The sequence below is a fragment of the Pinisolibacter sp. DMC19 genome (assembly GCF_056313985.1).
In genome coordinates this window covers 14757-35011 of record NZ_JBQUZF010000004.1, presented here as the reverse complement: position 1 = coordinate 35011, position 20255 = coordinate 14757, and the positions used below count along the sequence as shown (strand labels likewise).

The window sequence follows — 20255 nt, the reverse complement described above, 5'->3', positions numbered from 1 at the left end:
GGATCCCTCGGAGAGTGTGCGTCGCATGTCGAACGACCAGCCGGCTCCGCCCACCGATACCGCGACACCACCGGCCGAACCGCGCGACGGCCTCACCGTGGTCGGCATCGGCGCCTCGGCGGGCGGGCTCGAGGCGTGTCGGCGGATGCTGACCTTCCTGCCGGCGGGCCACGGCATGGCGATGGTGCTGGTGCAGCACCTCGACCCCCACCACGAGAGCCTGATGGCGGATCTCCTCGCCGGTCACACCACGATGACCGTCGCCGCCGCGCGCGACGGCGAGCCGCTCCGCCCCGACCACCTCCATCTCATTCCGCCCGGCACCGAGCTGACGGTCGACGGCGGCGTGCTCCGCGTCTCCCGCCCGGCCGCCCGTCACGGCGCGCGGCTGCCCTTCGACGCCTTCCTCGCGTCGCTGGCGCGCGACCACGGGCCGCGGGCGATCGCGGTCGTCCTGTCGGGCTCCGGCGCCGACGGCAGCGGCAGCCTGAAGGCGGTGAAGGACGCCGGTGGCTTCGTCGTCGTCCAGGACCCGGCCGAGGCCGGTTTCGACGGCATGCCGCGCAGCGCCATCGCCACCGGCACGGTCGACAGCATCCTGCCGGTCGACGAGATCGGCCCGGCCCTGATCGCCCGTCACCGGGCGACCGCGGAGCATGGCGGCGCCGAGGCGGTCCCGTCGGGTTCGCCCGATCGCCTCGCCGACATCGTCGAGCTCCTGCGGACGCGGACGCCGCACGACTTCCGCCTCTACAAGCCCGGCACTCTGAGGCGACGGATCGAGCGGCGGGTGGTGGCGACGGGCAGCGTCGATGTCGACGCCTATCTCGCGACCCTGCGCGACGATCCGTCGGAGCTGAGCGTGCTCGCCGCCGACCTGCTGATCAACGTCACCGAGTTCTTCCGCGACGCCGAGGTGTTCGAGCGTCTGGCGGCGACGATCGTGCCCGATCTGGTGGGCGACCGCGCGCCCGATCACCCGATCCGCGTCTGGGTGCCGGGATGCAGCACCGGCGAGGAGGCCTACTCCCTCGCCATGCTGTTCCTCGAGGCGATCGAGGCCTCGAAGCGCACCATCAGGCTCCAGATCTTCGCCTCGGACGTCGATGCCGACGCGGTGGCGGTGGCGCGCGAAGGGCTCTATCCGGCGACCGTGGCGGCCAACCTCTCCGCCGAGCGGCTCGCCCGGTTCTTCACCCGGGAGGAGCACGGATTCCGCGTCTCGCCCGACCTGCGCGGCGTCGTGGTCTTCACCGTGCAGGACGTGCTCGCCGATCCGCCGTTCTCCCGCCTCGATCTGGTGTCCTGCCGCAACCTGTTGATCTATCTGGGAAGCGAAGCGCAGCAGAAGGTCCTGGCGCTGTTCCACTTCGCTCTTCGCGAGGGCGGCCTGCTGCTGCTCGGCAGCGCCGAGACCGCCGGCGACGACGAGCGCTTCGAGGCGCAGCCCAAGCCCGGGCGTCTCTTCCGCCGGATCGGCCCCGGTCGATCGGGAGACTTCGGCCCGGTGTCGGGTGGTACCGGCATCGCTCCGGCGCTCCGCCGCCATGCGGAGCGGACGCCGAAGCGCCAGTCGTCGCTTGCCGATCTCTGCCGCAGCCTGGTGATCGAAACCCACGCGCCCGCGGCGGTGTTGATCGATCGCGACTACGAATGCCTCTACACGCTCGGGCCGATCGACCGACACCTGCGTCTGGCGCCCGGCTCGCCCAGCCACGACCTCTTCGCTCTGGTGTCCGATCCCCTGCGCATCAAGCTGCGCTCGGCGATCGGGCGCGCCGCCGAGGAGGACGCGCGCGTCGTCGTCGACGGCGGCGTCTTCCAACGCGACGGCGAGGACGTCGCCTTCGCGATCGACGTCCGGCCGGTGCACGAACTGGGCGAAGCGATGTTCCTCGTCTGCTTCGTCGACCGACCGGGACCGCCCGGACGCCGCGACCGACCGGCCGACGGCGACGCCGATCCGCGCGTCGCCGAACTCGAGCGCGAGCTCGACGCCACGCGGCGGGAACTGCAGGGGGCGATCGGCAGCCTGGAGTTCTCGCTCGAAGAGCAGAAGGTGGTCAACGAGGAGGCGCTCTCGGCCAACGAGGAGTTCCAGTCGACCAACGAGGAACTGTTGACCTCGAAGGAGGAGCTCCAATCGCTCAACGAGGAACTGACCGCCCTCAACGGCCAGCTCCAGGAGACGCTGGAGCGCCATCGCACCACCTCGAGCGATCTGCAGAACGTCCTCAACTCGACCGACGTCGCGACCCTGTTCCTCGACACCAACCTCGACATCCGCTTCTTCACGCCGGCGATCCGGTCGCTCTTCAGCATCATCGCCGGCGACGTCGGACGGCCGCTCGCCGATCTGCGCTTCCTCGCCCACGACGAAGCCCTGCTCGCCGACGCGCGCGCGGTGATGCGCGACGGGACGCCGATCGAGCGCGAGATCGAGGCGCCGAACGACCTGTGGTTCATCCGCCGGGTTCTGCCCTACCGGACGCTCGACGATCGCATCGCCGGGGTGGTCATCACCTTCGTCGACGTCACCGAACGGCGGCGCACGGCGGAAGCGCTGGATGCCGCCAAACGCCGTGCCGAGCAGGCCAGTCTGGCCAAGTCGCGTTTCCTCGCCGCCGCCAACCACGATCTGCGCCAACCGTTGCAGACGCTCTGCCTGTTGCAGGGCCTGCTCGCCGAGGCGGTCAAGGGCGAGCGCGCCGAGCGGTTGGTCGGTCGGCTCGAGGATGCGCTCGGCGCCATGACCGGCATGATCGACACGCTGCTCGACATGAACCAGATCGAGGCGGGGACGGTCCACGTCCGGGTCGACGACGTCGCGATCGGCGAGGTCTTCGCCCGCATGAACGGCGAGTTCGCCTATGCGGCCGAGACCAAGGGACTGACGCTGCGGGTCTTCCCGTCGACCCTGACGGTACGTACCGACCGGCGCCTGCTCGAGCAGATGCTCCGCAATCTTCTGGCCAACGCGTTGAAGTACACCCAGCACGGCAAGGTGCTGCTCGGATGCCGGCGGCGCGGTGCGACCGTGTGCATCGAGGTCTGGGACACCGGCATCGGCATTCCCGCGGACGAACTCCGGGCGATCTTCGAAGAGTATCATCAGATCGACAATGCCGGACGCGACCGCACCCGTGGCCTCGGCCTCGGCCTGTCGATCGTCCAGCGCCTCGGCGACCTGCTCGACCACCGCATCCACGTCCGATCGCGCCCGGATCGCGGATCGGTCTTCACGATCGACGTGCCACAAGCGGCGAACGGCGCCGCGCGTCGGCCGGGCCCCGGTGCCGATACCATCCCGCCGACGGCCGCGGGCAGGCGGAGGGCCGGATCGATCCTGCTGGTCGAGGACGAGCCGGACGTGCGCGATCTGTTGGAACTGGTCCTCGAGCGCGAAGGTCATCTCGTCGTCGCCGCGTCCGATGGTGCCGCCGCGCTGGAACCGGTGGTCGAGGGAACCGCGCGGCCCGATCTGGTGCTCGCCGACTTCAATCTGCCGGGCGGCATCGACGGGCTCGAGGTCGTGACGCGGTTGCGCGAGGCGGTTCGGCACGCCGTGCCGGCGATCATCCTGACCGGAGACATCTCGCCCGACACGCTGCGCGAGATCACCGACCGGGGCTGCGTGCACCTCGACAAGCCGGTGACGACCACGGCCCTGCTCGCCGTCGTCGACCGTCTGCTGTCGCACCCGTCGAGACCCGGCGAACGCACGGCGAAGATCGACGCGGCGCCACCGGCCGTGCCGACGGTGCAGGTCTGGCTGGTCGACGACGACGCCGGTGTCCGCGAGACGATGGGGGCGACGCTGACGGCGGAAGGGCTGTCGGTCGAGACCTGCGACAGCGGCGAGGCCTTTCTCGCGGCCTACCGGTCGAGCGGCGACGCCTGCCTGCTGATCGACGCCGCGCTGCCGGGCATGAGCGGTCTCGAACTGCTTCACCGGCTCGACGTCGAGGGGCTCTCGCTGCCCTCGATCATGATCACCGGCCATGGCGATGTCGCCAAGGCGGTCGAGGCGATGAAACTGGGCGTGGTCGACTTCCTGGAAAAGCCGGTCGATCGCGCCGAACTGCTGGCTTGCGTCCGGCGGGCGCTGGACCATGCGCGCGACGACGAGATGCATGCGGCGTCGCGCGCGGCGGCCGGACGCCGCGTCGCCGACCTGACGCCGCGCCAGATCCAGATCATGGACCTGGTCCTCGCCGGGCATCCGAGCAAGAACATCGCCTTCGATCTCGGCATCAGCCAGCGGACGGTCGAGAACCATCGCGCCGCGATCATGCGCAAGACCGGAGCGGCGTCGCTGCCCGCGCTGGCGCGCCTGATCGCCGAGATCGACGACTGACGGTCTCGGTTCGGTCTTCGAGCGGGTCATTCCAGAATGTCGACGACGCGCCGTGTGGTCGGATCGACCAGGACGGGCTTGTGATCGACGATCGTGTAGCGGAAGGCGCGGACCCCGTATTCGGCCGGGACGTCGTGATAGGTCACGCCCCGCTCGGGCAGGATCGTCCCGATCCGCAGCTTTCGGCCGTAGGCGAAGGAGACCGGGGGGTGGCGGACGACGTATTCGCGAAACCGCGGCCGTTGGTCGACCCCGAAGAGCCCGTCGGCGAAGCTGCCGTCCCCGGCCAGCACGGCGATCGGAACGGCGAACAGCGTGACCAGTGAAGCAGCGAGAACCCAAGTGTGCATGGCCGTCTCCCGCCATCCACGATCGGACGGAACGACGGATCGCAGCATGATCGACGGGGCGGCTGGCCGGGAGCTTCGGAATCTACCCATTTCATCGCCCCGCGCCCGGTTTTCGCCCCCTATGACGTGACGGCACAACCGGTGGGGGACACATCGAGCGATGCGTCGGCCGTTCACCGCACCGCGTGGATCGCCCGGCCGGTCGTCTCGAAGGCGGTGATGTCGGCGAAGGTGGTCTCGGCGATCGCCCGCAGGGCCTCGACGGTGAAGAAGCCCTGGTGGCCGGTGATCAGGACGTTCGGCAGGGTCTGGAGCCGGGCGAAGACGTCGTCGCGGATGACCTGGTCGGAGAGATCCTCGAAGAACAGATCGGCCTCTTCCTCGTAGACGTCGAGCCCGAGCAGACCGATCGTACCCTCCTTCAGCGCGTCGATCACCGCGCGGGTGTCGATCAGGCCGCCGCGACTGGTGTTGATCAGCATCATCCCCCGCTTCAGGTTGCCGATCGCGGTCGCATCGATCATGTGCCGCGTCTGCGGCGTCAGCGGACAGTGCAGACTGACGACGTCTGCGATCGCCAGCAGATCCGGCAGGTCCATGTAGGTGACGCCCGCGGCGAGGCAGTCGGGATCGGGCGTCGGGTCGAAGGCGACGATGCGGCAGCCGAAACTCGCCATGATCCGCGCCACCCCGCGTCCGATCCGCCCGGTCCCGACCACGCCGACGGTGCGGCCGTGGAGATTGAAGCCGAGCAGACCCTCGAGCGCGAAATTGCCTTCGCGGACACGGGCGTAGGCGCGGTGGATGTGGCGGTCGAGCGCCAGGATCAGCGCCACCGTGTGCTCGCTCACCGCTTCCGGCGAATAGGCAGGAACCCGGGCGATCGTCACGCCGTGGCGTGCGGCGGCGGCGAGGTCGACGTTGTTGAAGCCGGCCGAGCGCAGGGCGACGAGGCGGACGTCGAGGCTCGCGAGGGTCGTCAGCACCGCCTCGTCGATCCGGTCGTTGACGAAGGCCGAGACGGCGCCGGCCCCGCGCGCCAGAACGGCGGTCTCGGGCGAGAGGTGCGCCTCGAGGAAGACGAGCCGGTGCGCCCCTCCGGCGGCGGCGAGGAACTGCCGGTCGTAGGACTTGGTGCTGAAGATGGTGACGTTCACGGCGAGCCCTCCGGCGGTTCCGCCTCGCCGATCGACCACCGATCGCGGAAGGACGAACGGACGGATCGCGGGCGCTCCAGCCTGGGCGCGCGAGCCCGGGTCGGGAGGGTCGGAATATACTCGAGCGCCGCGCGCCATCCGGGCTCGCCCCGGAAACGGCCGGACCCGACCGGCGGTCGATCGCCGGAATGTTCGACGCCCATGCGAGGAGCGCGGTGGTGACCCCATCGCCGACGACGTCGCGAGACCGGGCCGACGCGGCCTGTGGTGTCTCGAGTACATTCCGAGGGTGACGCCGGCGGCCGATCGATGGTCTCTGTTGGATCGTGCCCTCGACAGGCGGAGCGAAGCTCTCCCCCGACTCTCGCCCCGTTCGACCGTCGAAGGCTCGACCCGGACCTCGAGGTCCCGCCGTCGGACCGCCCAACTCCCCCCTGGGCGATCGTCCGGCGGCCCCCTCGTCTCGCCGGCCCCGGCCGCCCGACCTTCGAGGCGAAGGTGTCGCGGCTCCCGGCCCCGCGACGTTTCGCCCGTTCGTTCGGCAAGTCACCGAATGCGTCTCCGACGAAGAACCGTTTCGGCCGACGACCGAAAGCAACGCTCGAGGAGGAGTGTCATGGACACCCGACTGCGTATCTCCGTGCTCGTCTACATGATGGTGCAGGCCGTTCTGTTCGGCGCCGCAGCCATCCTGATCCTGGCCACGCCGTTGACCAGCCATGCGATGAGCCTGTTCCCGTGGTTCATCGGCGTCAGCGCGGTGGTCTCCCTGCCGCTGTCCTGGATGATCGCGCCGCATCTGCGTGCCCGGCTCGAGAAGCGTGCGGTCCTCCTGCCCGAGGCCTGACCGCACGTGCAGCGTCCCCGGCCCCTCCGCCGCCCTCGCGGTGCCGGGACCGGGGCGCCGCGACGGCGGGACGACTGTGAGTATGAACGAAAGCGCCGTGCGGTCGGATCCGACCGCACGGCGTTCGTCTGTCCGGCGGGCCGCCGAGGATTGGAGGAGGCATCCGACCCTCGGCGTTCGATCGACCGTCGCGGCGGCGATCGACCGATGTCTCGTCCGTGTCAGTCGCGGTAGCGGCAGACACGATGACCGACGGCGCGGCTGTAGTAGCAGTAGCGGCCGGCATGATGCGGCCGCGTCGCGTCGGCGATGACGGCGCCGGCGGCGGCACCGGCGACACCGCCGATCAGAGCGCCACCGACGCTGTTGGAGGCGGCACCGCCGATGATCGCACCGCCGACACCGCCGATGCCGGCGCCCTCCGCCATGCGAGTGTCACGGGCGTTGGCGCAGGCGGCGAGGCCGAAGGCGACGACGGTCAGGATGGCGAAGGTCTTCAGGGGGGGCATCATGGGGAGGTCCTCTTCGGGATCGGAGTGTCGCGACGACCGGGGTGGTCGTCGCGACCGGGAGGTCATTCGGGCTGGCCGGGCTTGCGGAGCAGTTCGGGCGCGCCGCCCGTCGCAGGGCGGGGCCGATCCTGCGGGCGGGCCATGTCCTTCGGGGCCTGTCCGGGCATCGTAGCGCCGTCCCGTGGCATCAGTGGGGCCGGGTTCGGGCGTGCGGCAGCGTCGGGACGTCGCACGGCGGACGGTTCGCGCGTCGGCGAGGCCTGCCTCGGCGGACGCTCCACCGGCGCGGTCGCCGCCGGCGGACGGCCGTCTCCGGTGATGTCCGGCGGCGGACCCGGCATGTGCGGCGGCTGTGTCGGGTTGACGAGGGGGCCGCGATCCCCGCGGACACCGGCGCGCCAGCGGCGGTCGTTCACCCAGGGGCGGGAGCCGTAGTGCGCACCCCAGTAGTCGCCGATCCCGAAGGTCAGGACCGAGAGACCGAACATGGCGCCGTCGCTCGACAGGCGCATGCGTCGTCCGGACTGGACGAAGTCGATGCGATTGCCGGGGAACCAGCCGCGTTCGCCGTCGGCCGACACGTCGCACCAGGTGGCGCGACGCAGACAGCCGAAGATCTCGAGGCTGTCGCCGGAGACGACGCGGGCGACGCGCGGGTAGTCGGTGCCCGGCCCGGCGCGCAGGGACGACGACGAGCGGGCGAAGCCCTCGGCGGCCAGAGCGGCACCGGGGACGACGAGGAGGGTCAGGACCAGTCCGAGGGCGGACGTCGTGGAGCGGGTCGACATGGGATCTCTCTTTCCACGGGTCGAGCGACCCGTTCGGGTGTGGCGCCGTCGTTCATCCGGTGGTGGCGCCGCGATGCGGGACGTTGTGCGATTCCGCGAACCAGAGCTGGCGGTCGGCCTCGCGCGAGATCTCGGTGAAGATGTCGGCGGTGTCGGTGTCGCCGAAGCCCTCGGCCTGATCGATCGCCCGACGGGCCGACTGGCCGAAGGCGGCCAGACCACTCGCCACGGCGAAGAGGTGCTTCGTGGTGTCGGCCAGGCCGAGATCGTAGGGAACGAGGAAGGAGCCGACGGTCGCCACCTGGATGGTTCCGTGGGCGGTGCCACCCAACCCTCCGGCGCGCTCGGCGAGGAGGTCCGACCAGATCGAGACCGCCTCGGCCATGCGGTCGAACAGCTCGTGGATGGCGATGAAGCCGGGACCGCGCACGTTCCAATGCGCCTGCTTCATCTGCGCCTGGAGGTCGATCGACGCGGCGAGGTGCAGGTTGAGCAGTTCGATCGAGCGGGCGCGAATGTCGGCGTGGAGGGTGTTGTGGGTCGTCGACAGCGGAAATCCCGTCTGCTCGCGATCGGCACGGCCGGTCTCGGCCTTGGCGGGTGCCGGGGCGGGCGACGGGGCGACGACGGCGATCGGGCGCGGCTTGGGCGAGGTGGGCGACGAGGTCATGTTGGTCTCACTTCCTGGTTGAGCCGACGATCACACCGCCGACGACGGCGGCGATCAGCATCGGGATCTTGTGGGCGACGACGAGACGACCGGCCTCGCCGAGCAGAGCGTCGTCGGTCGAGGGAGGCGACCGGGACGGGGGCGGAGCGCGGACGAGACGGCGGATCAGCAGGGCCTGCACCAGCCCGACGATCGCCAGACCGGCGGCGACGACCAGCGGCGCGCCGACCGGACCGACCAACGGGCGCAGCCAGATCCATGCCGCCGCGACCGAGCAGCCGAGCGCCGCGAGAGCGGATGCCGCCGCGAGAAGCCCCAGCCCGGCGACCGCGACGAAGCGTGCCGGGGAGCGGGCTTCGGGGCAGACCGACCCCGCCGATCGGGTCGCCGAGAGGACCCGCACGGCGAGGCCGAGCCATGTCGGAAGTCCGGTCACCGCAGCAACAGCCGGCCGCCGATCACGCCGACCCCGACGGCGACGGCGAGGGCGGCGAGCGGATGCTCCTCGATCGCCTTGCCGAGCGCGTCGGCGGCCCGAGCGCTCTCGGTTCCGACGTCGTCGGCGATGCGGCGCGCGCCGTCGTCGAGCGAGGCGGCGGCTCGGCCGACGACGTCGCCGACGCGGTCCTTCGAATGATCGACGAGACCGGCGAAGTCGCGCTTCAGCGCGGCGAGATCCTCGCGCAGAGCGGCGATGTCGGGGTCGGTGACGGTGGCTGTGTTCATGGAGGAATCCTCCGGCCGGCAGCGCGGCGGCCGCACCCCCGAACCTGTCGACGCCGCCCCATTCGGGGGCACGTCGACGCGGGAGGCTCCGAACGACGAAGGGGCCGAAAGCGATCCTAGACAGACCGACACCGTGTCGAGCAGGGACGGAATCTACTCGAGCGAACGGCCCCGTCCGCCGCGCAGGCCTTCCCGGCGGCGCGTCGTCTGCCGCTCACGCGACGCGGCATCGGAGCGATCCCGGGCCGCTCGAGTAGTTTCCGAGGCTGCCCGCGCGCCTGCACCCCTCCTAGGCTCCGTCTCGTCCCCCCGTGTCGCTGCCCGAACGATGGCTCCCGAAGGCGCGGCGCCCTCCCGGTCGCATCCGGAATCGTCGGTGGTGCCTCGACTTCACGGACGGCGATCGAACGGTCGCCCCTTGGGGGTGGAAGGAACATCGATGAAATCGCCCATCCGGCATCTGGCCGCCGAACACCACGATCAGGCCGCGTCGCACCATCACGCCGCCGCCCATCACCATCATCAGGCGTCCCACTTCTACGACCTCGGCGACCCGGCATCCGCCGATCGCCACGCGACGGCGGCCCTGGAACACAGCGACCTCGCGCATCGCTTCGCCGGCACCGCCCACGGCCACATCCAGGCCCTGCCGGACGAGGCGTCCGAACGCTGACGGTCACCGATCACGTGCCCGACCCCCGTCCGCCGGACGGTCCGCCTCGGGTGCGAATTTCGATCGCGGACGGCAATCCGCCGGTTCCGCGAAACCTCGAGACACGAGAGAGAGAGACCATGAACAAGGATCGTATCGTCGGTTCCGCCAAGCAGGTGAAGGGTGCCGTCGAAGAGACCACCGGCAAGCTCCTGGGCGACGCCAAGCTCGTCGCCGACGGCAAGGCCACCAAGGTCGAGGGCAAGGTCCAGAACCTCGTCGGCGGCACCCGCGACGCTCTGAAGAAATGACCGCGCCGTCGTTGCTCCCTCGGGGCGGAAGCGCCCCGAGGACCCGACCCGCCAATCATCGAAGGAAGATACCCATGACCGTTTCGATCCGGATTCTCGCGAGCGTCGCCGTCGTCGGCATCGCGCTCGCCGGCCCTGCCTTCGCGCAGGGCGTCGTACAGACCATGTCGCTGATGAAGGTCGACGCGACCTCGCTGGCGAGCGGCTACCGCACCTCCAAGGTGGTCGGCGCCACCGTCGTCAACGAGGCCGGCGAGACCGTCGGCAAGATCGACGATCTGATCGTCACGCCGGCCGACAAGGTGCCCTTCGCGGTGCTCTCCGTCGGCGGCTTCCTGGGGGTCGGCGACAAGCTGGTCGTGGTTCCGGCCAGCGCCCTCGAGGTTCGCGACGCCAAGATGTTCCTCGGCGGCGCCACCAAGGAATCGCTGAAGAGCCTGCCGAAATACAAGTACACCAAGTGACGACGAGACCGGCCGGGGACACGCGAACCCGTTCGCGTGTCCCCGGAGGTCCTTCCACGAAGGGAGACCATCATGGGCATCGGTACGATCCTCCTCGTCATCCTGATCCTGATTCTGGTCGGCGCTCTGCCGACATGGTCGCACAGCGCCAACTGGGGCTATGGCCCGAGCGGCGGCATCGGACTGGTCTTGATCATCGTCGTCGTGCTTCTCCTGCTCGGTCGACTGTGACGCCATGGTCCCCGACCGCGCCAGGGTCCGTCTCGGCACCGTCGTCGTCGCCGTCGGTCTCGGCCTCGCCGGCTGCGCCGGTCATGCCGAAGGCGGGATGGCGCCGACCGCGCTGCGGGCGGACGCCACGTCGCGCGTCGACATGCTGGCCGTGACCACCCGCGCCCCGACGGGGCTGGTCGACGCGCCCTTCGACGGCGACCGCGGCGCATCGGTCCGGATCGACCGCCTCGTCGTGTCCATTCCGCCGGAGGCGAAACGAACCGTCGGCGCGGTGCAGTGGCCCTCGGGCCGGCCCACCGATCCGGCGCTCGGCTTCGCCGTGCTGCGCTCCGACGCGGTCGAACCGCAGGCGGTGAAGTCCTGGTTCCACCGATCCGGCAGGCATCGCGTGCTGGTCTTCGTCCACGGCTTCGACACGCGCCACGACGAAGCCGTGTTCCGTTTCGCCCAGCTCGTCCACGACAGCGGCACAGACTTCCTGCCGGTCCTGTTCTCGTGGGCCTCGCGCGGCTCGGTCTGGGCCTACGACTACGACAAGGACAGCGCCACCGTGTCGCGCGATGCGCTCGAAGGGTTGCTGCGCACCGCCGTCGCCGATCCCGGCGTCACCGACGTCACGGTGCTCGCCCATTCCATGGGGAGCTGGCCGGCCGTCGAAGCGCTGCGGCAGATGGCGATCCGCGACGGCGGCGTCTCGAGGAAGATCGGCAACGTGATCCTCGCCTCGCCCGATCTCGACGTCGATGTCTTCCGCGCCCAACTCGATCGGATCGGCGACCATCCGCGCTTCACGCTCTTCGTCTCGCGCGACGACCACGCGCTCGAACTGGCGAAGTTCGTCGGCGGCAGCGGCGCCCGCCTCGGAGCCATCGACCCGTTCACGCCCGCCAACCGCGCGCTGTTGGAGAAGCGGGGTGTCGACGTCGTCGATCTGACCGCCCTCCAAGGCGGCGGTGCGCTCAACCACGACAAGTTCGCCAAGAGCCCCGACGTGGTGCGTCTGCTCGGCGAACGCTTTCTCGCCGGCCAACCGGTCTCGGATGCGCACGTCGGTCTGAGCGACCGGCTCGGCGTGGCCCTGGTCGGCACGTTCGGTTCGGTGACCACGCTCGTCACGGCCCCCGTCGTCGCGGTCACGGCGGGCCGTCCCTGAGACGACGCGAGGTCGGTGCCGCGTGTGCCCGACGACCGAGGAGAGGAACGAGATGTCCAAGGAAAACGACGAAGCCGAATTCGAGGTGGTCGAAACCACGCTCGAACTGGCCAGAAAGGCGATCAAGCGGACGCTGCGCGGCATGCGTTCGGGCGAATGTCGCAAGGCGTTCCAGGCCGTCAAGGCGGAGCGCCGGAAAGAGGCGGTCGACCGTGCGGTCGCCATCGGCGTCCAGATCCGCACGCTGCGGGCGGAACTCGACGTGATCTTCGAGGTCGATGCCGCGACGAAGAAGTCCTGACCGATGGACCCACGCGGGCCCGCCGTCCTTCACCCATCGCACGAGAGGATTGCCATCATGACCATCTCCATCGGAAACCTCCAGCCGATCGTCTCGCTGATCGCCGGCGTCCTGATCCTGGTGATGCCGCAACTGCTCAACTACATCGTCGCCGCCTTCCTGATCGTCTCGGGCCTTCTCGGCCTCGGCCTGTTCAAGTGACGCGATCGCGGCGCGGAGACGGTGGACCACGTCCGCGACGTCCTGCACCACGACGCCACCTTCCGAGCGACGAGCGAAGGCCTCGACGCCCGCCGGACGCCGCCGCGGCGAGCGGCGCGGTGCCGTCTCTGCTCGAGTACTTTCCGATCCTGCCGAGGGCGCGGGCAGGCCGCTAGGGTCGGAGCGAAGGGCAGCGCGACGAGTGCTCCCGAGGAGAAGATCCATGAAGATCACCGACACCGTCATCGCCGTCTTCGCCGACCACAATGCCGCCGAGGCCGCGATCCACAAGCTGAACGACGGCGGCTTCGAGATGAAGAAGCTCAGCCTCATCGGCAAGGGCTTCCACACCGAAGAAAAGGTCGTCGGCTTCTACAACACCGGCGACCGCGTCCGGTTCTGGGGCACGCGCGGCGCCTTCTGGGGCGCGCTCTGGGGTCTGTTCTTCGGCGGACTGTTCCTGACCGTTCCGCTGGTCGGTCACGTGATCGTCCTCGGCTATCTCGCCGCCGTGTCGGTATCGGTCCTCGAGAACGCCGTCGTGGTCGGCGGGCTCAGTGCGCTGGGCGCGGCGCTCTACGGGCTCGGCATCCCGAAGGACAGCGTGATTCGTTACGAGGGCGCGGTGAAGGCCGACGGCTTCCTGGTGTCGGCACACGGGACGGCCGAGGAGATCGCTCGCGCCCGGGCCATCCTCGACCTGACCGGCCCGGCGAGCATCGACGTCCACACGCACGCGAAGCCGGCCCCCGCGGCACCGGACGGCGCGACGGCCCAGCCCGCCGTCGCCTGAGCGCCGGATCCGTGCCGGCTCGCCATATGGGTGCCATCGACCGCCCTGCCACCGGCGGGGCGGCCGGACACCCGTCGAGAAAGGGGGCGACATGTTGATCCGATACGGCTGGGAGATGACCTTCGTCTGCGCCGCGCCGGCCCCGATGGTCTGCCTGCTGGACCTCCACCGCAGCATCCTGCCCGCGATCCGAACCGAGATGCCGTTCGCCTCCGAACCGCCGATCCGGTCGCGGCTCTATTTCGACCTCTTCGGCAATCGCTGCCGTCGTTTCGTGGCGCCTGCGGGGCGCCTGCGGATCTCCGCCGGCGGCGTGATCGAGGACGACGGACAGGCGGACCCGGTCGCGCCCTTCGCGGAAGAGGTTCCGGTCGCCGATCTTCCCGACGCGTGTCTGATCCATCTGGTCGGCAGTCGTTACTGCGAGACCGATCTCCTGAGCCAGATCGCCTGGGATCTGTTCGGTTCCGTGAGTCCGGGCTGGAGCCGGGTGCAGGCGATCTGCGACTTCGTCCACGATCGCATCACCTTCGACTACGCGCGCGCCCGGCCGACCCGCACCGCCTTCGAGGCTTTCCACGAGCGTGTCGGCGTCTGCCGCGACTACGCCCATCTGGCGATCACGCTGTGTCGCTGCATGAACATCCCGGCGCGTTACGTGAACGGCCATCTCGGTGACATCGGCGTGCCGCCGAGCCCGAACCCGATGGACTTCAGCGCCTGGATCGAGGTCTGGCTGGGAGGCCGCTGGTACGCGTTCGACGCCCGCAACAACAGTCCTCGGATCGGGCGTCTGCCGATCGCCCGCGGTCGCGACGCCGCCGACATTCCCCTCGTCAACTCCTTCGGCCCGCACGTGCTGGAGGCGTTCCGGGTGTGGTGCGACGAGGTCGATGCCGGCGGTGCCGTCGTTCCATGGGATGCGGCACGCCGGTGAACGGCGAAGGCGGGCGCATCGGTCGAGGCGTCGTCCGACGGCGCCGGCCGCGCCTCGTGGCCTCGACGACCCGGCCGCGGATCGTGTTTCGGCGTGGAACTCTGCCCCCTGCCCGGGGAGATCGCTCGCCGTCTGCGGGGTGAGAGACGCGGCAGCCCCCTACCACCCGCGCGGACGCGGGCCCGTGTTCGTATCGACGACTTCCGGCGTCGCGGTCTCGACCGGTCGCGTCCAGCCGCCGCCGAGGGCCTTGGCGAGGGCGATGTGGTCGGTGGTGATCGCCACTCGGCTCTGAATCAGGGTGTCTTCGGCGGAATAGAGCGAGCGTTCGGCGTCGAGCACGTCGAGGAAGCCCGAACTGCCGGTGCGATAGAGCTCGCGCGACAGGGTGGCGGCACGCCGGTACTGGTTCGCCGCCTCGGCGAGGCTGCGGGCGCGGCTGCGCTCCTTGGCGAGGGCGACGAGGGCGTTCTCGACGTCCTCGAGCGCGGTCAGGACGGTGCTGCGCCAGGCGATCAGATATTGATCGCGCACCGCGGCGGCACCGTCGCGAGCGGCGACGAGTTTGCCGCCTTCGAAGATCGGTACCTTCACCGACGGCCCCCAGGACCAGGCGACGGTCGATCCCCGACCGAGATCGCCGAGGCGGGTGGCGGAGGTCGAGATCGAGCCGGTGAGCGACACGCTCGGATAGAGCGCGGCTTCGGCGGCGCCGACCTTCGCGGTGGCTTCGGCCAGGCGGCGTTCGGCGGCGCGGACGTCGGGGCGTTCGGTGAGGACGTCGGCGGGGACGCCGGTGGGCAGGACGCGACGGGGGGCCGGGATCGAGCCACCGCGCGCCATCTCCCCGGCGAGGGCGCCGGGGACGCGGCCGGTGAGGATCGACAGACGGTGGACCGTCTGGGCGAGGGAGGATTCGAGACCGGGGATCTGGGCCTCGGTGCTCGCCGCCTGGGCGGCGGCCTTGGCGTCGTCGACCGCGGCGGCCGAGCCGGCTTCGAAGCGCGTCCGGGTGAGGGCGGCGGTGGCGCGCTGCGAACTCGCGGTCCGGCGGGCGAGCGCGATGCGGGCCTGGAGACCGCGAGCCTCGGCATAGTTCGAGGCGACGTCGCCGACGAGGGTGCGCAGGGCGGCATCGAGGTCGTCGTGCCTGGCGTCGAGTTCGGCGCTCGCCGCTTCGACGGAGCGGGCCTCGGCGCCGAAGAGGTCGAGCTCCCACGAGGCGTCGAAGCCGGCCTGGAACAGGCTGGAGACGCGCGAGCCGGAACTCGCCGACGACGCGGCCGACTGCTGGCGCGTCGCCGAGCCCGAGCCATCGACGGTCGGCAGCAGGCCGCCGATCGCCTCGCGACGCAGGGCCCGGGCTTCGCGGATCTTGGCCTTGGCTGTGGCGACGTCGAGATTGCCGGCGACCGCCTCCTCGATCAGGCGATCGAGAAGGCGGTCGCCGAAGGACTTCCACCACTCGCCGAGGGGCGTGCGGAGGGCCGGCTCGGCGACGCGCGAGGCGCCGTTCGTCCATCGCCCCGGCAGGGCCATCTCGGGGGCCACGACGTCGGGGCCGACGCTGCAGGCGGCGAGCAACAGGACGAAGGGGAGCGCGGTCGCGGAGCGAATGGTCATGGGGCTCAGTCTCGCGCGAGGGCGGCGACGGGATCGAGCAGGGCCGCGCCATGGGCGGGCAGCCAGCCGAAGACGACACCGATGAGGGTGGAGCAGGCGAAGGCGGCGAGGATGGTCGTCGACGAATAGACGAAGACGTAGGTCGAGCCGAGCAGCGTGAAGACGAAGCCGGCGCCGAAGGCGGCCACGATGCCGAGAATGCCGCCGATCAGGCAGACCAGCACCGCCTCGGTGAGGAACTGGCGCAGGATGTCGGAGCGCCGGGCGCCGACCGCCATGCGCACGCCGATCTCCTTCACCCGCTCGGACACCGACACCAGCATGATGTTCATCACGCCGATGCCGCCGACGACGAGCGAGATCACCGCGATCGCGGCGATCAGCAGCGTCATCGTCGAGGTCGTCGAGGTGATGGTCTGGCGGATGTCGTCGGTGTTGAGAATGAAGAAGTCCTTGGTGCCGTGGCGGCGGGAGAGGAAGGCGGTGGCGACCTCTTCCGCCAGCGACGTGTCGACCGTGTCTGCGACGCGCAGCAGGATCGAGCGCAGCGAGGTGTCGCCGAGGAAGCGCACCTGCACCGTCGTATAGGCGAGGAACACCGAGAGCGTGCCGCTCGAACCGAAGCCCTGCTGCTTCTGGGTGACGCCGATCACCGTGCAGGGGACCTTGCCGACCAGGATAACCCGGCCGATCGGGTTCTCGCTCGCATCGGGAAACAGCGTCTTGGCGGTGTTCTCGTCGATCACCACCTCCTGCGACATGGTCCGCGCCGCCTCCGCGTCGAAGAAGCGGCCGGTCTTCAGCTTCGTCGCCTTGACCTGGAAATAGTCGGGGCCGACGCCGTTGACCTGCGCGCTCGCCTCGATCGCGCCGAGGCGCAGGGTGGTCGAGGTCGAGACGGTCGGCGTGACGCCGGCGGCCCAGGTCTCGCGGGCGAGCGCCTCGGCGTCGGCGAGCACCAGGGTCTTGATCTTGGTCGAGCGCACGTCGCCGAAATCCTTGCCGGGGAAGATCTCCAGCGTGTTGGTGCCGAGGCTCGAGATGTTGGAGAGCACCTTCTGTCGCGACCCCTCGCCGAGGGCCACCATGGCGACCACCGAGGCGATGCCGATGACGATGCCGAGCATGGTGAGGAAGGTCCGCAGCCGATGCGAGAGCATGGCGAGCACCGCCATGTGGAAGGATTCCTCGAAGCGGGCGAGGAGGGCGCGCAGGGCGCCGACACCGCCGGGCGTCGCGCCCGGTCCCACGCCGGGAGAGGCCGTCGCAGCCACGCCCTCGACCGGCGCGACCTCGTTCGGCTGATCGGAGACGATGCGGCCGTCGGAGATCACCACGATGCGGCGCGCGCGCTGCGCCACCTGGGCGTCGTGGGTGACGAGAATGACGGTGTGGCCCTCGGCGTTGAGCTCGGCGAGGATCTTCAGGACCTCCTCGCCGGAGCGGCGATCGAGGGCGCCGGTCGGCTCGTCGGCGAGCACCACGTCGGCACCGTTCATCAGGGCGCGGGCGATCGAGACGCGCTGCTGCTGGCCACCGGAGAGCTGACCCGGCCGATGGCCGACGCGCTCGGCGAGACCGAGACGGGCGAGCAACGCAGCGGCGCGCTTCTGCCGCACGTCGCCGGGCGTGCCGGCGTAGATCGCCGGGATCTCGGTGTTGCCGAGGGCGGTGAGCTCGGACAGCAGGTGGTAGCGCTGGAAGATGAAGCCGAAGTGCTCGCGCCTGAGCTCGGCGAGTTCGTCCGGATCGAGATCGGCGGTGGAGCGCCCCTCGAAACGATAGTCGCCGTGCGAGGGACGATCGAGGCAGCCGAGGATGTTCATCAGGGTCGACTTGCCGGAACCCGAGGCGCCCATGATCGCCACGAACTCGCCGGCGTGCACCTCCAGATCGACGTCGGAGAGCACGGCGACGGAGCCTTCGCCGGCCGGATACTCGCGGCCGACGCCGGAGAGCGAGATCAGCGGCGCGTCGTTCATGTCACAGCCCTCCGGGCGGGCCGGGCATCGCCGACGTCTTGGCCTCGGTCGAGCGGCGGCCGACGACGACCTTCTCGCCGGCGGCGAGCCCCGAACGGATCTCGGCGCGGACCTTGTCGTCGAGACCGACCACGACCTTGCGCCGCTCCGTCGCCCCGCCGGAACCGACCACCTCGACGGCGCGCTCGGAACCGGCACCGGTGGTGGAGAGGGCGGCGGTCGGCACGGTGACGACGCCCTTGGCCTCGCCGAGGATCACCTTGACCTGGGCGGTCATGTAGGTGCGCAGCACGCCGTCCGGATTGGGGACCTCGAAGCGGCCGTAATAGTAGATCGCCGAGGAACTCGACGACGAGGACGAGGACGAACTCGACGCGGTCGAGGTGCTCGACGAGGTGATCTGGCTGTCGGAGCGCAGCGAATCCGGCGCGGGGTCGAGCGCCTCGAGGCTGCCCTCCCAGCGTCGGTCGAGATCGCCGAGGATCGAGAAGGAGACCGGTTGACCGAGCTTCACCTTGGGCGCGTCGGCCTCCGAGATCTCGGCGCGGATGGTCATGCGATCGATGCGGCCGAGCACGACGATGGTCGGCGCCGACTGCACCGCGTTGACGGTCTGGCCCTCCTGGGTGACCACCAGGAGCACGGTGCCGTCGATCGGCGCGACGATGCGGGTGTGTCCCAGATCGACGCGGGCCGAATCGACCTTCACCTCGGCCTGGGTGATCTGGGCGGTGAGCGAGTCGATCTGGGCGCGCGTCGTCAGGACCGTCGCCCGTGCGCTCTCCAGCGCGTCCTTCGAACTCGCCTGCTTGGCGAAGGTGGTGGTTTCGCGTTCGAGCACCGCCTCGGCATAGACGAGGCTCGCCTCCTTCTGACGCTTCTGGGCACGCACGTCGGCGAGCGCCGCTTCGGCGCTCTTCAGGTCGTTCTCCTGGCTGACGTTGTCGATGGTGGCGACGAGGTCGCCGGCCTTCACCGTGTCGCCGATCGCCACCTTCATCGCGGTGATGCGCCCCGACACCTGGGCGCCGACGGCGACGAGGCGGACGGGACGCAGGGTACCGGTCGCCTGCACCGTCTGCTGCACGTCGGCGATCGTCGCCTCGGCGACCAGCAGATCGGCCAGCGGATCACGCGCCGTCTCGCCACGCCACCACCACAGGCCGGCGAGGAGGCCGGCGACGCCGAGGCCGGCGATCGTCGTGCGGGTCTTGGGGGTCATGCGGGAGCTCCTGGAGAAGGCGACGACGGACACACCACGACCGGTCGCCCCGTCCGCGGGCCGCCCGACGCGTCGCGCGCCGCCTCGCCCGGAACGACTGCGGACGTGGCCATGGCGTGTCGTTTCCGGTAGGTTTCCGTGCGACGATCCGTCCACCCCGACGGTGGATGGAGGCGGCGAACGGTGGCTGGCATTTTTTGATACGCCACCGTATTCTTATTCATGGAAATGGCGTCGCCGTCAAGCGGCGACGGTTCGGCGGCAGGCCGTGGAGGGTCGAAATGACGGGCGACGGTCCGCAGGTGATGGGCGTGGATGCGCCGCGGCGACCGCGCGGACGGCCGAAGGTGGCGACGGACGCCGAACAGCGCGACCGCATCGTGGAGATCGGGCGCAGCCTCTTCCTCGAGCGCGGCTACGGACGCGTCACCATGGACGAGGTGGCGGCACGTGGCCGCGTCTCGAAGACGACGCTCTATCGATTCTTCGCCAACAAGGGCGATCTCTTCGCCGCCGTCGTCGAGGCCCATCGGCACTCGATGCTGGCCTTTCCCGACGGTCTCGACGAGCTCGCCGTCGACGATGCCCTGCGGGTGATCGTGCGCGTCGACATCGACGCCGCGGAAGATCGCGCGCGCCACGCCCTGCTCGAGATGGCTCTGTTCGAGACGATCGCCCACCCCGAGCTCGGCGAGACGATCTTTCGTCACGGACCGGAGAAGTCTCGCCTCGATCTCGCCGCTTGGCTGCAACGGCGATCCGACCGCGGCGACCTCGTCGTCGACGATGCCGATCTCGCCGCGCGCATTCTGATGGACATGGTCTTCGGAGCCAGTCGCCCGCCGCCGATCGCGGGCGAGACGGAGGAGCCGGCGGCGCGACGCCGGCGCCTCGAAGGCTGTATCGCGTTGTTCCTGCGCGGCGCCCTGCCGCGATAGGCGTCCGTCGGTCGACGAGCGGGGCGCGGACCCTCTT

22 protein-coding genes are annotated in these 20255 nt (G+C 70.2%); 12 read left to right on the top strand and 10 right to left on the bottom strand.

Features of this window, described 5'->3' with window-relative positions:
• The first annotated feature begins 25 nt into the window (after nucleotides 1–25).
• Complete coding sequence (locus ACT53U_RS11330; RefSeq protein WP_476155145.1) at nucleotides 26–4357, top strand: chemotaxis protein CheB; 4332 nt, start codon at nucleotides 26–28, stop codon at nucleotides 4355–4357.
• 26 nt (nucleotides 4358–4383) lie between these two features.
• On the opposite strand, the gene ACT53U_RS11325 is transcribed toward ACT53U_RS11330, so the two are convergent.
• Together ACT53U_RS11325 and ACT53U_RS11320 are read right to left on the bottom strand one after the other, a co-directional pair.
• Complete coding sequence (locus ACT53U_RS11325) at nucleotides 4384–4707, bottom strand: DUF1236 domain-containing protein (protein WP_476155143.1); 324 nt, start codon at nucleotides 4705–4707, stop codon at nucleotides 4384–4386.
• Between the two features lie 173 nt (nucleotides 4708–4880).
• Complete coding sequence (locus tag ACT53U_RS11320) at nucleotides 4881–5864, bottom strand: 2-hydroxyacid dehydrogenase (protein WP_476155141.1); 984 nt, start codon at nucleotides 5862–5864, stop codon at nucleotides 4881–4883.
• A 616-nt stretch (nucleotides 5865–6480) separates the two neighbouring features.
• On the opposite strand from ACT53U_RS11320, the gene ACT53U_RS11315 reads away from it, so the two are divergent.
• Nucleotides 6481–6711, top strand: a complete 231-nt coding sequence (locus ACT53U_RS11315; RefSeq protein WP_476155140.1) for a hypothetical protein — start codon at nucleotides 6481–6483, stop codon at nucleotides 6709–6711.
• A gap of 221 nt (nucleotides 6712–6932) precedes the next feature.
• On the opposite strand, the gene ACT53U_RS11310 is transcribed toward ACT53U_RS11315, so the two are convergent.
• The 5 genes from ACT53U_RS11310 to ACT53U_RS11290 all read right to left on the bottom strand — a co-directional run bounded on the left by ACT53U_RS11310 (nucleotide 6933) and on the right by ACT53U_RS11290 (nucleotide 9407).
• Entirely contained in the window at nucleotides 6933–7223 is a 291-nt protein-coding gene (locus tag ACT53U_RS11310) for a hypothetical protein (protein WP_476155138.1), read from the bottom strand.
• A 62-nt stretch (nucleotides 7224–7285) separates the two neighbouring features.
• Nucleotides 7286–8011, bottom strand: coding sequence for an SH3 domain-containing protein (locus ACT53U_RS11305; RefSeq protein WP_476155136.1), 726 nt, complete (start codon nucleotides 8009–8011; stop codon nucleotides 7286–7288).
• 52 nt (nucleotides 8012–8063) lie between these two features.
• Nucleotides 8064–8681, bottom strand: a complete 618-nt coding sequence (gene dps, locus ACT53U_RS11300) for a DNA starvation/stationary phase protection protein Dps (RefSeq protein ID WP_476155134.1) — start codon at nucleotides 8679–8681, stop codon at nucleotides 8064–8066.
• A gap of 7 nt (nucleotides 8682–8688) precedes the next feature.
• Entirely contained in the window at nucleotides 8689–9117 is a 429-nt protein-coding gene (locus ACT53U_RS11295) for a hypothetical protein (RefSeq protein ID WP_476155133.1), read from the bottom strand.
• Nucleotides 9114–9407 (bottom strand): hypothetical protein, encoded by a 294-nt coding sequence (locus tag ACT53U_RS11290; RefSeq protein WP_476155131.1) that lies wholly within the window; start codon nucleotides 9405–9407, stop codon nucleotides 9114–9116. Before ACT53U_RS11290 ends, ACT53U_RS11295 begins: the two co-directional genes overlap by 4 nt.
• A gap of 439 nt (nucleotides 9408–9846) precedes the next feature.
• Between ACT53U_RS11290 and ACT53U_RS11285 the strand changes: the two genes are divergently transcribed.
• From ACT53U_RS11285 to ACT53U_RS11245, 9 genes are all read left to right on the top strand, one after another.
• Nucleotides 9847–10080, top strand: a complete 234-nt coding sequence (locus tag ACT53U_RS11285) for a hypothetical protein (protein ID WP_476155129.1) — start codon at nucleotides 9847–9849, stop codon at nucleotides 10078–10080.
• A 119-nt stretch (nucleotides 10081–10199) separates the two neighbouring features.
• Entirely contained in the window at nucleotides 10200–10370 is a 171-nt protein-coding gene (locus ACT53U_RS11280) for a CsbD family protein (RefSeq protein WP_476155127.1), read from the top strand.
• 74 nt (nucleotides 10371–10444) lie between these two features.
• Entirely contained in the window at nucleotides 10445–10834 is a 390-nt protein-coding gene (locus ACT53U_RS11275) for a PRC-barrel domain-containing protein (protein WP_476155126.1), read from the top strand.
• A 72-nt stretch (nucleotides 10835–10906) separates the two neighbouring features.
• Entirely contained in the window at nucleotides 10907–11065 is a 159-nt protein-coding gene (locus tag ACT53U_RS11270) for a DUF3309 family protein (protein WP_476155124.1), read from the top strand.
• Nucleotides 11066–11069: 4 nt separating this feature from the next.
• Nucleotides 11070–12221 carry an alpha/beta hydrolase gene (locus ACT53U_RS11265; protein WP_476155122.1) on the top strand — a complete coding sequence of 384 codons (1152 nt, stop codon included), beginning with the start codon at nucleotides 11070–11072 and terminating at the stop codon, nucleotides 12219–12221.
• Between the two features lie 52 nt (nucleotides 12222–12273).
• Nucleotides 12274–12522: a hypothetical protein gene (locus ACT53U_RS11260; RefSeq protein ID WP_476155120.1), complete on the top strand. Its 249-nt coding sequence runs from the start codon at nucleotides 12274–12276 to the stop codon at nucleotides 12520–12522.
• A 57-nt stretch (nucleotides 12523–12579) separates the two neighbouring features.
• Nucleotides 12580–12723, top strand: a complete 144-nt coding sequence (locus ACT53U_RS11255; protein ID WP_476155118.1) for a DUF3096 domain-containing protein — start codon at nucleotides 12580–12582, stop codon at nucleotides 12721–12723.
• A gap of 223 nt (nucleotides 12724–12946) precedes the next feature.
• Nucleotides 12947–13516: a general stress protein gene (locus tag ACT53U_RS11250; protein ID WP_476155116.1), complete on the top strand. Its 570-nt coding sequence runs from the start codon at nucleotides 12947–12949 to the stop codon at nucleotides 13514–13516.
• A 91-nt stretch (nucleotides 13517–13607) separates the two neighbouring features.
• Nucleotides 13608–14453 (top strand): transglutaminase-like domain-containing protein, encoded by an 846-nt coding sequence (locus tag ACT53U_RS11245; RefSeq protein ID WP_476155114.1) that lies wholly within the window; start codon nucleotides 13608–13610, stop codon nucleotides 14451–14453.
• Nucleotides 14454–14612: 159 nt separating this feature from the next.
• Here ACT53U_RS11245 and ACT53U_RS11240 read toward each other — a convergent pair whose 3' ends face one another.
• Genes ACT53U_RS11240 through ACT53U_RS11230 form a run of 3 tightly spaced genes read right to left on the bottom strand, consistent with a single transcriptional unit; the run spans nucleotide 14613 to nucleotide 19280 of the window.
• Nucleotides 14613–16076, bottom strand: a complete 1464-nt coding sequence (locus ACT53U_RS11240; RefSeq protein WP_476155112.1) for an efflux transporter outer membrane subunit — start codon at nucleotides 16074–16076, stop codon at nucleotides 14613–14615.
• Nucleotides 16077–16081: 5 nt separating this feature from the next.
• Nucleotides 16082–18058, bottom strand: coding sequence for a MacB family efflux pump subunit (locus tag ACT53U_RS11235; protein ID WP_476155110.1), 1977 nt, complete (start codon nucleotides 18056–18058; stop codon nucleotides 16082–16084).
• Between the two features lies 1 nt (nucleotide 18059).
• Entirely contained in the window at nucleotides 18060–19280 is a 1221-nt protein-coding gene (locus ACT53U_RS11230; protein WP_476155108.1) for an efflux RND transporter periplasmic adaptor subunit, read from the bottom strand.
• Between the two features lie 281 nt (nucleotides 19281–19561).
• Between ACT53U_RS11230 and ACT53U_RS11225 the strand changes: the two genes are divergently transcribed.
• Complete coding sequence (locus ACT53U_RS11225) at nucleotides 19562–20218, top strand: TetR/AcrR family transcriptional regulator (protein WP_476155106.1); 657 nt, start codon at nucleotides 19562–19564, stop codon at nucleotides 20216–20218.
• The last annotated feature ends 37 nt before the right edge of the window (nucleotides 20219–20255 follow it).

Coding starts and splice junctions, on each gene's coding strand:
- ACT53U_RS11230 (WP_476155108.1), bottom strand. CDS start 19,280: ATGACCCCCAAGACCCGCACGACGATCGCCGGCCTCGGCGTCGCCGGC.
- ACT53U_RS11265 (WP_476155122.1), top strand. CDS start 11,070: ATGGTCCCCGACCGCGCCAGGGTCCGTCTCGGCACCGTCGTCGTCGCC.
- ACT53U_RS11280 (WP_476155127.1), top strand. CDS start 10,200: ATGAACAAGGATCGTATCGTCGGTTCCGCCAAGCAGGTGAAGGGTGCC.
- ACT53U_RS11250 (WP_476155116.1), top strand. CDS start 12,947: ATGAAGATCACCGACACCGTCATCGCCGTCTTCGCCGACCACAATGCC.
- ACT53U_RS11245 (WP_476155114.1), top strand. CDS start 13,608: ATGTTGATCCGATACGGCTGGGAGATGACCTTCGTCTGCGCCGCGCCG.
- ACT53U_RS11240 (WP_476155112.1), bottom strand. CDS start 16,076: ATGACCATTCGCTCCGCGACCGCGCTCCCCTTCGTCCTGTTGCTCGCC.
- ACT53U_RS11310 (WP_476155138.1), bottom strand. CDS start 7,223: ATGATGCCCCCCCTGAAGACCTTCGCCATCCTGACCGTCGTCGCCTTC.
- ACT53U_RS11260 (WP_476155120.1), top strand. CDS start 12,274: ATGTCCAAGGAAAACGACGAAGCCGAATTCGAGGTGGTCGAAACCACG.
- ACT53U_RS11330 (WP_476155145.1), top strand. CDS start 26: ATGTCGAACGACCAGCCGGCTCCGCCCACCGATACCGCGACACCACCG.
- ACT53U_RS11325 (WP_476155143.1), bottom strand. CDS start 4,707: ATGCACACTTGGGTTCTCGCTGCTTCACTGGTCACGCTGTTCGCCGTT.
- ACT53U_RS11305 (WP_476155136.1), bottom strand. CDS start 8,011: ATGTCGACCCGCTCCACGACGTCCGCCCTCGGACTGGTCCTGACCCTC.
- dps (WP_476155134.1), bottom strand. CDS start 8,681: ATGACCTCGTCGCCCACCTCGCCCAAGCCGCGCCCGATCGCCGTCGTC.
- ACT53U_RS11225 (WP_476155106.1), top strand. CDS start 19,562: ATGACGGGCGACGGTCCGCAGGTGATGGGCGTGGATGCGCCGCGGCGA.
- ACT53U_RS11235 (WP_476155110.1), bottom strand. CDS start 18,058: ATGAACGACGCGCCGCTGATCTCGCTCTCCGGCGTCGGCCGCGAGTAT.
- ACT53U_RS11255 (WP_476155118.1), top strand. CDS start 12,580: ATGACCATCTCCATCGGAAACCTCCAGCCGATCGTCTCGCTGATCGCC.
- ACT53U_RS11315 (WP_476155140.1), top strand. CDS start 6,481: ATGGACACCCGACTGCGTATCTCCGTGCTCGTCTACATGATGGTGCAG.
- ACT53U_RS11290 (WP_476155131.1), bottom strand. CDS start 9,407: ATGAACACAGCCACCGTCACCGACCCCGACATCGCCGCTCTGCGCGAG.
- ACT53U_RS11270 (WP_476155124.1), top strand. CDS start 10,907: ATGGGCATCGGTACGATCCTCCTCGTCATCCTGATCCTGATTCTGGTC.
- ACT53U_RS11275 (WP_476155126.1), top strand. CDS start 10,445: ATGACCGTTTCGATCCGGATTCTCGCGAGCGTCGCCGTCGTCGGCATC.
- ACT53U_RS11285 (WP_476155129.1), top strand. CDS start 9,847: ATGAAATCGCCCATCCGGCATCTGGCCGCCGAACACCACGATCAGGCC.